This is a genomic window from Labrys sp. (in: a-proteobacteria) (assembly GCF_047605565.1).
GTDB classification, from domain to species: domain Bacteria; phylum Pseudomonadota; class Alphaproteobacteria; order Rhizobiales; family Labraceae; genus Labrys; species Labrys neptuniae.
The window spans coordinates 1-12520 of record NZ_JASGFM010000075.1 but is presented as its reverse complement, the minus strand read 5'-3'; the positions used below and the strand labels follow the sequence as shown (position 1 = coordinate 12520).

The window sequence follows — 12520 nt, the reverse complement described above, 5'->3', positions numbered from 1 at the left end:
GCGTGCTCGCCAAGTTCGCGGCGCTGGCCCGCCCGGCCAGCGAAGGGGCCGTCACGGGCTGAAGCGGCAAGAGGCGGACGAGGCGTCCGCGGTCCCAGCCGCGGCCGTTCACGTGCGAGCCTTGTCAGTGTCGTGTCGGAAACGATATGGCTGGGACCGCGGACATCCTGTCCGCCTCTTCACTTCATTGGGGCGCTTGATTAGGAAACGATCATTTCCTAATCTCGCTGCATGTCCATTTCCCTCACCGATTCCCCGCGCCAGGCTGGCCGCCCCCGGGAGTTCGATCTCGACGCCGCGCTCGACAAGGCCATCCTCGCCTTTCGCGAGCGCGGCTATCATGCCGCCTCGATCGCCGATCTCGCCAAGGCGATGGATCTGACCGCAGGCAGCCTCTACAAGGCCTTCAAGGACAAGCGCGCCATCTTCGTGGCAGCGCTCGAGCGCTATACCTCGCTGCGCAATACCGGCCTGCGCGGCCGCATCCAAGGCCTGGCCACCGGCCGCGAAAGGCTGCGCGCCGTGCTCGATTTCTATGTCGATTCCGCCCATGATCTCGAAGGCCGCCGCGGTTGCCTGGTCGTCGGCAGCGCCGTCGAATTGGTGACCTTCGACGAGGACCTCTCCGAACTGGTCTCGCTGGCCCTGCGCCGCAACGAGGCGCTGTTGATCGAGTTGATCCGCCAGGGGCAGGCAGACGGCTCCGTCAATCCGCATCTCGGGGCCCATCAGGCGGCGCGCACCCTCCTGTGCGTCCTGCTCGGCATGCGCGTGATCGGCAAGACCGGCCGCCGGCATGACGACATGGCCGATATCACGGATCTCGCGCTGAAAGTGCTCGACTGATTTTTTTTGACCAATTCGGAAACGATCATTTCCAAATAAGGAGCTCTCGATCATGCAAGTGGGTTTTCTCGGTCTGGGCACCATGGGTTTTCCCATGGCCGCCAATCTGGTCAAGGCGGGCCACCGCGTGCGGGCCTGGAATCGCTCGCAGGAGCCGGTTGCCCGCCTCGCGGCACTGGGGGCCGAGCCGGCCGCCGCGCCGGCCGATGCGGCCGATGGCGCCGAGGTGCTGATCGCCATGCTGGCCGATGACGCGGCGAGCCGGGATGTCCTGCTTGCCCAGGGCACCTTGGACGCCCTCGCCAAGGGCGCCGTCGTCGTGAATATGGCGACCGTCTCGGTCGCCTTCACCCGCGACATCGCCGCCGAGCATGCGGCCCGCAGCCTCTCCTATGTCGCCGCCCCGGTGCTCGGGCGCGTGAATGTGGCGGAGGCCGGCCAGCTCAACATCCTGGCGGCCGGCGATGTCGCCCAACTCGACCGCGTGCAGCCGCTGTTCGACGTGCTGGGCCAGAAGACCTGGCGCTTCGGCGACCGGCCCGAGCAGGCGGCTGCCGTGAAGCTCGCCGCCAATTTCATGATCGCCAGCGCCATCGAGACCATGGCCGAGGCGTCGACGCTGGCAGCGGGCCACGGCGTCGCCAAGGCCGCTTTCCTGGAGATGCTGACCTCCACCATCTTCGCCGCGCCGCCCTATAAGGGCTATGGCGCCGCCATCGCGGAGGAGCGCTTCGAGCCCGCCGGCTTCAAGCTCTCGCTCGGCCTTAAGGATGTGCGCCTCGCTCTCGAGGCGGCCGATGCTGTCAACGTGCCCCTGCCCTTCGCCGGCGTGCTGCGCGACAACCATCTCGACGCCCTCGCCCATGGCGAAGGCCATCTCGACTGGGCCGCGCTCTCGCGCGTCGCCGAACGGCGCGCTGCGCAGAAGTGATCGCGGAGCGAGCGATCAGGCCGCGGATGCGGCGGCCTCCAGGGCCGTCGAGGCCCGCTGCAGGATCTCGGCCTTGAGGTCATTGGCATCGCCGGCCTTGGCCCAGGCCTGGACGGCGATGTCGACGCCCTTTTCGGTGAAGCCGGACAACACGATCGAGGCTGCCGGCAGCGGCAGCACCCGGCCGTCGCGGCTGAGGAAATCGCGGATCGCTCCCGACACCGCCTCGGCATTGCCGCCATAGGGCACGGGCACCTTCACATTGACGCTGCGGGTGGGATAGGCCGAGACATTGGTGATCGGAGAGCCCCAGACCTGCCCGTTCGGAATCAGAACCTGCACATTGTCGCCGCTGGCGAGTTCGGTCATGAACAGGTTGAGGTTCTTGACCGTGCCGGCCTTACCGGCCACCTCGATGCTGTCGCCGAGCTGGAAAGGCCGGAACAGCAGCAGCATCACGCCGGCCGCCATATTGGAAAGCGTGCCCTGCAAAGCCAGGCCGATGGCCAGCGAAGCGGCACCCAGCACGGCGACGAGGCTGGTGGCCTGGATGCCGATCACCTGCAGGATCAGGATGAAGATCAGCACCAGCACGCCATAGCGCACCAGGCTCGACAGGAAGGCGGTGACGATCGGATCCATGCGCGATGTCGCGGTGAGGGCCCTGGTCGTCAGACGCTCCAGCATGCCGGCGGCCCACCAGCCGACCAGCATGATCACGAGGGCCCCCAGGCAGTTGATGCCATAGAGGATGAACAGGTTTCCAAGTCCATTGAGATCGATCGGCAACGGAAGCCTCCTGGGTGGGCAGCGGGCGGCTCTCCCGATAGCATGCCCGCACAGTCCGCCTAAAGCCCCCCGGAACGTTTTGCGATTTGATGGAATCATCAACAGCCGCAAAGACGCGTCGAACCAGAGAGTTAGAGCAAGCGAGCGCCCGCACTTGAACGCGTTTTGCTCCGGGGTTCATCGCGTTCGGCAGGCCTCACCAAAACACATCGAAACAAAGCATTGGAACAGATCCATGCTCAGTAGAGAAAGCGTTCGCGCCAGCGCGATGATCGTCTTTTCATGGTCGTTACTGTCGCAACCATCCGGCCTGCGAGCTCCGGCGCCAGGGCCGTGATTCGGGCCGGCGGGCCCTGCCGCGCCGCCTGGGCACAACTCCAGGTCGCGTATCTCCTCGCAACTTAATACCGTTGACTATCATGGCGCCGCAAAGCGCCACACCACTATAACCAACAAGTATTAAGCGAACGGTTTAATTCTCTAATCCGTCTGGGCAACTTTCAGAGGTAGGAAATTACGGGGTATGCTGCCCGACAGATAAGTTCGAATCGTCTCTCAAATCTACGGGGGAATACTATGCATTTCCTGTTTCTTCCCCGAGTTACGAGAACACATTACCCGTTCCTCGAAGAATTATTGTCTCTGCATATACCTTATGCGGATTGGCTGCGTCTGGTGGCCGATTGGCGCGAGGCGGGCAAGGCGCAAGGTTTCACGGTCCGCTACATGACGGTCAATCCCTATGAATTGCGCCGCTGGCTGCCGGCAGGTCCAGGCCCTGCCAGCCTCGCCCAGCTCCTGCAATTCACCGACTGGGTCGGCAATGGCCGGTCGGGCGACCCGTTCGCCTCCACGAAAGTGCCCGGCAATCTGGATACGAAGCCTCCCGGCGGCACGTCTCGCTCTGGCGGGCCGACCGGACCGTCCTGGGAAGCTCGCGAAGACAACAGGGGCCTGCGGACCGCCCTTTCCTGACGCGCTCAGGCCCGGGGCCTTGCCTCGTGCAGGATCCAGTCCAGTACGGCCTGCTCATGCGGTGCGAGCGCCCGCCCGGCCGGGCTGGTGACGAAATGGCCGCGCTCGCCGGCAAGCTCGATGTCCGACAGCGACCGGAGCAGGCCTTCCGCCAGGGTCGCATCCGCCAGGGGCCGCGAGGCCAGTACCACCCCCGCTCCGGCCTTGGCTGCTTCCAGCGCCACCACGAAACTGTCGAAGACCAAGGCTGGCCGGCCCGGCGCCCCGATGCCGGCCCGGGCGAACCAGTCCGGCCACATCTCCCGGCCGCCGGCGACCGAGAGCAGGGGCAGGCGTGTCCAGTGCCGGAGATCCGGCAGACCTCCCAGCAGTGCAGGCGCCGCCGCCGGCACCAGGCGTTCCCAGGTCAGGCGATGGCTGTCACGTCCTTCGAACGCCCCCATACCGAAACGGATGTCGAAGCCTTCGCGATCATCGGCATAGTCGGCCGGGACATGCACGGTCGATAGCGCCAGGCGGATCTGCGGAAAGGCGGCAGCAAAGGCCGGGACACGCGGCGCCAGCCAGAGCAGGGCAAAGGAGATCGGGCAGCGCAGGTCGACCGTCTGGCCGCCGCGCCGACCGAACAATTCTGTGGTGCTGCGCGCAAGCGCCCTGAACACCCCCTGGATATGGGGCAGATAGGCGCCGGCCTCCGGCGTCAGTTCCACGCCCCTCCGCTGGCGCGTGAACAGCGCGGCACCGAGTTCGGCCTCCAGGTTGCGGATATGCTGGCTGACGGCGGCCTGGGTCAGGCCGAGTTCCTCGCCGGCCGCCGTGAAATTGAGGTGGCGGGCGCAGGCTTCGAAGGTGCGCAGCCAGGCGAGCGGCGGAAGGCGGGATGATTCTGCCATAATGGAAATGATGTCATCTGCACATTTTTCATTGTTTGTACGATGACAGAGGCTTCCGCACAATGGCTGCGATCCAGACGGGAGGCCATGCGATGAAGGCGGAAACAGTTGAAATCCTGGACAAAGGGCGTGCCCTGCGTGTGCGCTGGAGCGATGGCGAAAGCGCTCGCTTCCACGCGATCTGGCTGCGCGACAATGCCCTCGATCCCCGCACCCGCAGCAGCGCCAATGGCCAGCGCCTGATCACGGTGCTCGACATTCCGGCCGATACAGTGATCGCCTCGGCCGAACTCACCGCCGGGGGCGATATCGCCATCACCTTCGCCCCCGAGCAGCACCAGGCCGTGTTTCCCGCCTTCTGGCTGCGCGAGCACGGCTACGACAAGCCGGCTCCCGCCGGGAATGGCTGGCTCGGCCCTGAGATCGAGCCCTGGGACGCCGGCCTGCAGGGCCAGGTTCCCACCGCCTCCTATGACCGTCTGCGCCAGGACCGGGCCGCGCTCGGCGCCTGGCTCGGCGCGGTGCAGCGTTTCGGCTTTGCCGTGGTGACTGATATGCCGACCCATTCGGGCGGATTGTGCGAGGTCGCCGACCTGTTCGGCTATGTGCGCGAGACCAATTATGGCCGCTGGTTCGAGGTGCGGGCCGAGGTCAACCCGACCAACCTCGCTTACACCAATCTCGGCCTGCAGGCCCATACCGACAATCCCTATCGCGACCCGGTGCCGACGCTGCAATTGCTGGCCTGCCTGGAAAACTCCGTCGAGGGCGGCGATTCCATCGTGGTCGACGGCTTCGCCGTGGCCAGGCGCCTGCAGGCCGAGGATCCCAAGGCTTTCGACTTGCTGAGCCGCCATGCCGTGCGCTTCGAATATGCCGGCTCCTCGGGCGTGTGCCTGCGCTCCAAGCGTCCCTTCATCGAACTCGGCCCCGATGGCGAGATGATCGCCATCCGCTTCAACAACCGCTCGGCCGCCGCCTTCACCGACGTACCCTATGAGGAAATGGCCGCCTTCTATGCCGCCTATCGGCTCTTTGCCGAGATCCTGGAAGATCCCGCCATGGAAGTGAGCTTCAAGCTCAGGCCGGGCGAACTCTTCATCGTCGACAACACCCGCGTCATGCATGCCCGCAAGGCTTTCTCGGGCAGCGGCAAGCGCTGGCTCCAGGGCTGCTATGCCGACAAGGACGGCCTGCTCTCCACCCTCGCGGCCATCCGGGCCGAAACCCGCCGGGAGGCCGCCGAATGACCACGCCAACTCTCGACGCCGCCACCATCGTGCCCTTCCTCGCCGACATCTTCGAGCGGCGGGGCGCCGAGGAATATCTCGGCGAGCCCGTGACCATGGCCGAGCACATGCTGCAGGGCGCCTGGTTCGCCGAGCAGGAAGGTGCCAGCGACGAACTGGTCGCCGCCGCTTTGCTGCATGATGTCGGCCATTTCACCAGCGAGTTCGGCGCCTATTCGCCCGACGACACCGAGGACAAGCATCATGACGATGCCGGCGCCGAGGTGCTGGCGCCCTTCTTCCCCAAGGTCGTCACCGAATGCGTGCGGCTGCACGTGGCGGCCAAGCGCTATCTGTGCGCCACCGATCCGAGCTATGATGCCAAGCTCTCTCCCGCCTCGCGCCATACGTTACAGCTGCAGGGCGGCCCGATGAGCGCGACCGAGATTGCGCAATTCCGCTCCAGTCCCTTCTACAAGGAGGCCGTGCGGGTCCGGCTCTGGGACGAAGCCGGCAAGGTCGCCGGCCTGCAGACCCGCCGCTTCGGCGACTATGCCCCGCTGTTGCAGCGCGTGGTCGACCGCTTCCTGGCGGATGGCACCGTTCAGGCCGACAGCGCGCCCGCCAGATAGCCGGCCCAGCGCTCCGCCCCATCGGGTGTGGCGATCAGGTCGTTGCGGATCTCGATCAGGATGGCCGGATGGCCGCGCTGGTCGCCATGAACAGGGATGGCGTAGTCGTTGCCGTCGATGACATAGGGCACATTGGCCTCGACCAGCAGCCCGGGTGCCGCGGCTCGCAGCGCCTCGATCACCTTTTGGCCCATCGAGGCCGCCTGCGCGAACAGCACCCCGGCATGCCAGGGGCGCTGTTTCCCATGGAAGACCGGGGTATAGGAGTGGATCGCCACGATCACACTCCCCTCCCCGCGCGCCTGCCGGGCATCGAGAAAGTGCGCCACGCCCCGATGGAAGGGTTGGAACATCACGGCCTCACGCCGCTCCCGCTCGGCGGGAGCAAGGTCGTGATTGCCGGGAATCGGTGTCGCCTCCGACACCAACGGGATGCTGCTCGCAGCGCCGAGCGGCCGGTTCAAATCGATCAGCAGGCGCGAATAGCCGGCCAGGAAAGCGGGCGCGTCGAGCAGGCGCGCCAGATGGCGTGTGACCTCTGCCGCGCCGACATCCCAGGCGATATGCCGGCCCAGATCCACCGGCCCCAGGCCCAGCCCGCCATACTCGGCCGGCATATGGTTGGAGGCATGCTCGCAGATCAGCACGATCGGCGAACGCCCTGCTTGGTTGACGATCTCGAGGGCAGGCGGCCAATCGGCATTGTCGAGGGCGGGCTCGTGCTGCATCCGGGAATTCGGCATTCAATGGTCCTGGACATCATTGGGGATAGGTTGTTGCGCGCCCTTTTCGCTGACCGTGACGCCAACGCTGCTGCGAATGTCCTCGAGCGCCTGGATGCGCCGCTTGACGGCATCGCCGCTGCGCATGACGGCGTGCAGGGACAGGGCTTCGAGCTGGGCGAGGGCCGGCACCAGCGTGTCATAAGGCGAATTCACCTCGCTCGGCGCGATGAAGACAACCTCGGCCTTTTCAGCCACCGGCGACAGCCATTGATCGGTGAACAGGATCAGCCTGACACCGCGCTCGGCCGCCTGGGTGGCAAAGCGGACGATGTCGGTCTGGTAGCGGCGGTAGTCGAAGACGATCAGCACGTCGCGGTTGCCAAGTTCCAGCAGGAGGTCGAAGCTTTCGGCCGAAAAGCGCGCGAGGTCCGTCACCTGCCCCCGGAACTGGCCGAGATAGCCCGCGAGGATGCCGGCCAGATGCCGGCTGAAACGGCCGCCGAGCAGCAGCACCCGCCCCTTCGCCGCCATGATGAGATCCACGGCCTGGTCGTAGTTCTGCGCCGGCACCGCCGTTTCGGTCTCGGCAACGCGATGGGCGACCGACTGAAGATAGGTCTGTACCGTGGCCGGGCCGTCGCCGGCCGTCCGCTTGGTTTCGAACATCAGCAAGGGCGATTGCAGCCTCGCCTCGATTTCGGTGATCAGCATGGCCTGCAAATCGGCGAAGCTCTCGAAGCCCAGCTTGGCGGATAGCCGCGCCACGGTCGGATCGCTGACGCCGGCCCGCTTGGCGAGGTTGGAGGCCGTCCCCAGGCCTGAGGTCGGATAGTCGGCCAGCAGGGCCTGCACGATCTTGCCCTCGGCCGGCGTGAGGTTGAGTCCGCTCTGCGTCAGCAGGTCTTTCAGAGGCATGATCGGCGGCCCTCGTTATGTTAGAGTTTTGACATAAATATCGATTGCCCGTCAAATATGAAAAAACATTGACAGGCATGGCCTGCGATGCTTTCTTCGCTTTCAGCAAGCAGCTCGTGCGAAAAAGCAAGCGATACGCGGGGATCCTGATCCCCGGCCTGCCGTTTCCGCGTTCCACGAATTCTGTCCGCACAATGCGCGTGGCTTCGGCAGTCATGCCGCGCGCAAACAATGACGGCTGTCGTCCATCCGAAAACATCATGGCCTCGTCGCACGCCATGCCGGCGCGCCGCGTGTCCTGAAACTGTGGGGTAGCATGAGCGGGAATGACGGGAAGACATCACGCAAGCTGAAACTGTGGGAGGCCCTGGCGCTCTCCCTGGGATTGATGGGACCGACCCTGGCGATGGGCGGCAACGGTCAGGGGCTGATCGATTCCGTCGGCAAGGCCATCCCCCTCGTCTTCGTCTTCGGCCTGGCCGGCGTGGCGCTGATCGCCTATGGCTTCATCCGGCTGACCCGCTACTACAACCATGCCGGCAGTGCCTATGCCCTGGTCGGCGCGACCGTGGGGGCCCGCGCCGGCTTCTTTTCCGGTTTTGCCCTGCTCGGCACCTATGTCTTCTTCTCGATCTGCACGCTGGCGGCGCTGGGCGCCTTCGCGAACGCCCTCCTGGCTGCCCTGCAGCATGGCGCGGACAAGCCCTATCAGCTGCCCTGGATCGTGCCGGCCCTCGCCGGGGCTTTGCTTTCGGTCTATTTCAGCACGCGCGACACCCGAACCATCTCCAAGGTCCTGCTGCTGGTCGAAGGCATCGGCATCGTCTTCATGATCATCCTTACCGCAACAATCTTCGCCAAGGGCGGCGCGCCGACGACCCATGTCGATTTCTCCAGCTTCAGCCTTGATGGCGTCGGCTTCCAGGCCGTCGCTGCCGCGGTGGTGGCCGCCTTCCTGTCCTGGGCCGGCTTCGAGGGCTGCGCGACGCTGGGCGAGGAAACCGACGATCCCAAGCGCAACATCCCCCTCGCCTTGCTCGGCTCGGTCGTGCTGACGGGTGCCTTGTTCGTCATCGTGATGTTCGCCCAGACCATCGGCTTCGGCACGGATGCGGCGGGCCTGGCGGCCTTCAAGGGCTCCGGCAACACGCTCGGCGCCCTGGCCGAGACCTATCTCGGCCGGCCGGTAGCGTTGATTCTGATCTTCTCGGCCGTCCTAGCCGCCTTCGGCTCGCATCTTTCCTCCGTCGCCACCGCCAGCCGCCTGTTGTTCGCCCTGTCCCGGGACGGCTTCGGCCCCCGAATCCTCGGCGCGCTCGACAGCCGGCACGGCCAGCCACGCAACGCCGTATGGGTGGTGCTGGCGGTGACGGCCATCGTCGATCTCATCGCCTATCTCACCGGCCGCCCGAATATCGGCACGGGGGACCTCGCCATCGATGCCTATTTCCACTTCGCCATCATCGGCTCGGTCTGCCTGATGGTGGTCTATCTGATGGTCGAGGTCGGCGTTACCAGGCTGATCCTCAGCGGCCAGGTCGCCATTCCCAAATGGGAACTCGTCATTCCCGTCCTGGGCATGGCCGTGATCGTGACCGCGCTCTACTTCAACCTCGTCGGACCGTTCGATCCCTTCGCGGCGCCGGTGCTGGCGCTCGGCTGGTGCGTCCTGGGATTGCTGGTCACGCTCTGCGCGCCGAGCATGGTGCGCAGCATCGGCAACCGCCTCGCCGGCGAACTGGGAGCACCCAGCAAGAGCTGACGCCAATTCAGCCGGGGCGCATCCGCGCGCTCCGGCTTCCGTTACAAAGACAGGCCGATTGAGAGGAGCCACCCATGCCGACGTCCGCCAGCCGGGATTCCGCCTTCCTTCCGGGCAGGACCTCGATCCTGTTCGTCGATGTGCAGAAGATCTGGACCATCCCGGGCCGAGACCCAGCCCATCCCGACGCCGATCCGGACAGCTATTTCTACAAGCGCAACCGCGAGCTCGTCGTGCCCAACCAGCAGCGCCTGCTCGCCGCCGCCCGCGCCGGCGGCGCCAATGTGCTGCACACCATCATCCGCAGCCTGACCAAGGACGGCCGCGACCGCTCGCTCGACCACAAGCTGACGCCGATCCACATCGCGGTCGACGATCCCAATGGCGACGTCATCGACGAGTTGCAGCCGATCGACAACGAGATCGTACTGCCCAAATCCTCCTCGGGCGTCTTCAATTCCACCAATATCGACTATGTGCTGAGGAACTTGGATACGCATAATCTGGTGATCGCCGGCCAGCTCACCGACCAGTGCGTCGACATGGCGGTGCGCGACGGCGCCGACCGGGGCTATCTCGTCACACTGGTTCAGGATGCCTGCAGCACCTATTCGGAAGAAAGGCACCGGGCTGCCCTCTCGGCCATGGGCGGCTATTGCTGGGTCAGCGATACCGACGAGGTGGTCCGGCGCCTGAACGGATTGTCGGCATGAGCCAGGACCAGAACCTATCCGGCGACGAACTCGTCGCCCTCCTCACCACCGACATGATCGGCCTGACGCGCGGGCGCTGGATTCCGGCGGCGGCGGGAGAAGCGGCCATGCGCAAGGGCTGCGGCTGGGTGCCGGCGAACCTGGCCCTGACGCCGTTCGACAGCATCCCGGCGGACAATCCCTGGGGATCGGCGGGCGATCTGCGCCTGATGCCGGACGAGGCCAGCCGCTTCCGGGTCTCGGGCCTGCCGGGCAAGACGCCTCTCAATGGCGTCCTGTGCGACATCACCACGCTCGACGGCACGCCCTGGCATGGCTGCGGGCGCTCCTTCCTGAAGGCGGCGCTTGCCGATTTCGAGGCGGAAACCGGCCTCAAGGTCACGGCCGCCTTCGAAATGGAATTCCAGATCGAGGGCGCGGCCTGGGAGCATGCGCCCTCCTTCTCGCTGGCCTCGATGCGCCGGGCCGATCCCTTCGGCCCCCTGCTGATGGCTGCCCTGCGCGAAGCCGATGCGGAGCCCGAAATGGTGCTCGCCGAATATGGCCGGGACCAGTTCGAAATCGTCTGCGGCCCGGCCGACGCCGTTGCCGCTGCTGATCGGGCCGTGGTGATCCGGGAAGTGACGCGCGAGGTCGCCCGCTGCTGCGGCCTGCGCTCGACCTTCGTGCCCAAATCCACGCCGGACGGAGTCGGCAACGGCCTCCACATCCATTTCTCCTTCCGGAGCGCGGACGGGACCCCCGCCAGCTTCGATCCGGCGCGGCCGGGGCGCGTCTCGGAAGCCACCGGCCAGTTCGTCGCGGGACTGGTCCGGCATATGCCCGCTTTGGTGGCGCTGACGGCACCGAGCGTGGTGTCCTATTTCCGCCTGCGTCCCCATCACTGGAGCGCGGCCTACACGGCTTTCGGTGCCCTCAATCGCGAAGCCTCGGTACGCATCTGCCCGACAGCGGAAACGCCCGGCGCCAACATCGCCAAGGCCTTCAATCTCGAATATCGCGCGGCCGACAATACGGCCAGCCCCTATTGGGCCCTGGGCGTGATGATCCACGCCGGGCTGGCGGGCATCCGCGAAGGGCTGGCACAGCCGCCTTTGATCGCCAACGATCCCGACACGCTGCCGCCCTCCGAACGCGAGCGCCTCGGCCTGCGCCGCCTTCCCGAGAGCTTGCCCGACGCATTGGACGCCTTCATGCACGATTCAATCGTGCAAGACTGGTTCCATCCCGAGATCATCCAGGGCTTCCTGGCGATGAAGCGCGCCGAGATCGAGATGACGTCGGCCTGGTCGGATGCCGAAATCTGCCGCCGCTACGCCGAGGTCTATTGAGGCCATGACGGCTTTTCATAGGTTGGGAAAGATTGGGCGAGATGATCCGATGCCGAACAAGCTCGACGCAGGTGCCTCCTCGCCCCGTCCTTACGGGGAGAGGATAAAGGTGAGGGGCTAAGCAACGCCCTGTTCTGCAAACAATGTGCTGCCCCTCATCCTCACCTTCTCCCCGTAAGGACGGGGAGAAGGGTTGGCCGGCGTCGCGTTCTCCAATCCATCGCGTCGCAATCCCGTCTCTGCCTCACCCGGCATGCGAGAGGATGTTGAGGAGGCGGCCGAGCGGATCGCGCACGAAGAAGCGACGGACGCCCCAGGGCTCGTCGGCCGGGCCGTAGACAATCACGTGGCCGGCAGCCCGGGCGCGGGCATGGACCGCGTCGACATCATCGACCTCGATCGAAAGATCGGGCACCGGCGTGCCGTTGCCGCCCTCGCTGGCGAGGCTGAGCTGGGGTGTCTGCTGGCCCTGGCCGGCAAAAGTAAGGATCCAGCCATGGTCCATCACCACCTCCAACCCGAGCAGGTCCTGGTAGAAGGCACGGGCCGCCTGTGGGTCTGAGACGGCGAGATTGGCGACGATGCGCAGCACGGCCATGGCGTCCTCTTCTTTTTGGTAGTTGATGGAAACAGGCGATAGATGACGGAGAGACCCCTCATCCCCCTGCCGGGACCTTCTCCCGCAAGGGGAGAAGGGATTTTTTCAGTCGGCGCTGCCGTGTTTTCGAGGACGCCCTTGTGTTCTGCCTAACCAATCGAGCCCCTTCTCCCCTTGCGGG

At 65.6% G+C, this 12520-nt stretch carries 14 protein-coding genes; 9 read left to right on the top strand and 5 right to left on the bottom strand.

Annotation, left to right across the window (positions count from 1 at the left end; translation table 11 throughout):
* The first annotated feature begins 231 nt into the window (after positions 1-231).
* Complete coding sequence (locus tag QM672_RS32110) at positions 232-846, top strand: TetR/AcrR family transcriptional regulator (protein WP_311943849.1); 615 nt, start codon at positions 232-234, stop codon at positions 844-846.
* Between the two features lie 13 nt (positions 847-859).
* Complete coding sequence (locus QM672_RS32105) at positions 860-1777, top strand: NAD(P)-dependent oxidoreductase (protein ID WP_415087339.1); 918 nt, start codon at positions 860-862, stop codon at positions 1775-1777.
* 15 nt (positions 1778-1792) lie between these two features.
* Here QM672_RS32105 and QM672_RS32100 read toward each other — a convergent pair whose 3' ends face one another.
* Positions 1793-2566, bottom strand: coding sequence for a mechanosensitive ion channel family protein (locus QM672_RS32100; RefSeq protein WP_311943846.1), 774 nt, complete (start codon positions 2564-2566; stop codon positions 1793-1795).
* Positions 2567-3202: 636 nt separating this feature from the next.
* Here QM672_RS32100 and QM672_RS32095 point away from each other — a divergent pair.
* Positions 3203-3541 carry a hypothetical protein gene (locus tag QM672_RS32095; protein WP_367625586.1) on the top strand — a complete coding sequence of 113 codons (339 nt, stop codon included), beginning with the start codon at positions 3203-3205 and terminating at the stop codon, positions 3539-3541.
* 5 nt (positions 3542-3546) lie between these two features.
* Here QM672_RS32095 and QM672_RS32090 read toward each other — a convergent pair whose 3' ends face one another.
* Positions 3547-4434 (bottom strand): LysR family transcriptional regulator, encoded by an 888-nt coding sequence (locus QM672_RS32090; RefSeq protein WP_415087338.1) that lies wholly within the window; start codon positions 4432-4434, stop codon positions 3547-3549.
* 92 nt (positions 4435-4526) lie between these two features.
* Here QM672_RS32090 and QM672_RS32085 point away from each other — a divergent pair, with 92 nt between their 5' ends.
* Both QM672_RS32085 and QM672_RS32080 read left to right on the top strand, forming a co-directional pair.
* On the top strand, positions 4527-5684 hold the full coding sequence (locus tag QM672_RS32085; RefSeq protein ID WP_415087337.1) for a gamma-butyrobetaine dioxygenase: 1158 nt from the start codon (positions 4527-4529) through the stop codon (positions 5682-5684).
* A complete protein-coding gene (locus QM672_RS32080; RefSeq protein WP_415087336.1) occupies positions 5681-6295 on the top strand; it encodes an HD domain-containing protein in 615 nt (204 codons plus the stop codon). Before QM672_RS32085 ends, QM672_RS32080 begins: the two co-directional genes overlap by 4 nt.
* Here the strand turns inward: QM672_RS32080 and QM672_RS32075 are convergent.
* Together QM672_RS32075 and QM672_RS32070 are read right to left on the bottom strand one after the other, a co-directional pair.
* On the bottom strand, positions 6268-7038 hold the full coding sequence (locus tag QM672_RS32075) for an N-formylglutamate amidohydrolase (protein ID WP_415087335.1): 771 nt from the start codon (positions 7036-7038) through the stop codon (positions 6268-6270). The two genes, QM672_RS32080 and QM672_RS32075, sit on opposite strands and share 28 nt — an antisense overlap.
* On the bottom strand, positions 7039-7935 hold the full coding sequence (locus tag QM672_RS32070) for a MurR/RpiR family transcriptional regulator (protein ID WP_394314104.1): 897 nt from the start codon (positions 7933-7935) through the stop codon (positions 7039-7041).
* A gap of 44 nt (positions 7936-7979) precedes the next feature.
* Here QM672_RS32070 and QM672_RS32065 point away from each other — a divergent pair, with 44 nt between their 5' ends.
* From QM672_RS32065 to QM672_RS32050, 4 genes are all read left to right on the top strand, one after another.
* On the top strand, positions 7980-8237 hold the full coding sequence (locus tag QM672_RS32065; RefSeq protein WP_415087334.1) for a hypothetical protein: 258 nt from the start codon (positions 7980-7982) through the stop codon (positions 8235-8237).
* 14 nt (positions 8238-8251) lie between these two features.
* Complete coding sequence (locus QM672_RS32060) at positions 8252-9697, top strand: APC family permease (protein ID WP_415087333.1); 1446 nt, start codon at positions 8252-8254, stop codon at positions 9695-9697.
* Positions 9698-9771: 74 nt separating this feature from the next.
* The gene (locus QM672_RS32055) at positions 9772-10410 is read left to right on the top strand and encodes a cysteine hydrolase family protein (protein ID WP_068290711.1); all 639 of its coding nucleotides are present in this window, start codon (positions 9772-9774) and stop codon (positions 10408-10410) included.
* Positions 10407-11741, top strand: a complete 1335-nt coding sequence (locus QM672_RS32050; protein WP_415087332.1) for a glutamine synthetase — start codon at positions 10407-10409, stop codon at positions 11739-11741. Before QM672_RS32055 ends, QM672_RS32050 begins: the two co-directional genes overlap by 4 nt.
* A gap of 244 nt (positions 11742-11985) precedes the next feature.
* Here the strand turns inward: QM672_RS32050 and QM672_RS32045 are convergent, their stop codons facing one another.
* On the bottom strand, positions 11986-12339 hold the full coding sequence (locus tag QM672_RS32045) for a VOC family protein (protein ID WP_415087331.1): 354 nt from the start codon (positions 12337-12339) through the stop codon (positions 11986-11988).
* Positions 12340-12520 lie beyond the last annotated feature (181 nt).

Coding starts and splice junctions, on each gene's coding strand:
- QM672_RS32110 (WP_311943849.1), top strand. CDS start 232: ATGTCCATTTCCCTCACCGATTCCCCGCGCCAGGCTGGCCGCCCCCGG.
- QM672_RS32090 (WP_415087338.1), bottom strand. CDS start 4,434: ATGGCAGAATCATCCCGCCTTCCGCCGCTCGCCTGGCTGCGCACCTTC.
- QM672_RS32085 (WP_415087337.1), top strand. CDS start 4,527: ATGAAGGCGGAAACAGTTGAAATCCTGGACAAAGGGCGTGCCCTGCGT.
- QM672_RS32080 (WP_415087336.1), top strand. CDS start 5,681: ATGACCACGCCAACTCTCGACGCCGCCACCATCGTGCCCTTCCTCGCC.
- QM672_RS32075 (WP_415087335.1), bottom strand. CDS start 7,038: ATGCCGAATTCCCGGATGCAGCACGAGCCCGCCCTCGACAATGCCGAT.
- QM672_RS32070 (WP_394314104.1), bottom strand. CDS start 7,935: ATGCCTCTGAAAGACCTGCTGACGCAGAGCGGACTCAACCTCACGCCG.
- QM672_RS32060 (WP_415087333.1), top strand. CDS start 8,252: ATGAGCGGGAATGACGGGAAGACATCACGCAAGCTGAAACTGTGGGAG.
- QM672_RS32055 (WP_068290711.1), top strand. CDS start 9,772: ATGCCGACGTCCGCCAGCCGGGATTCCGCCTTCCTTCCGGGCAGGACC.
- QM672_RS32050 (WP_415087332.1), top strand. CDS start 10,407: ATGAGCCAGGACCAGAACCTATCCGGCGACGAACTCGTCGCCCTCCTC.
- QM672_RS32045 (WP_415087331.1), bottom strand. CDS start 12,339: ATGGCCGTGCTGCGCATCGTCGCCAATCTCGCCGTCTCAGACCCACAG.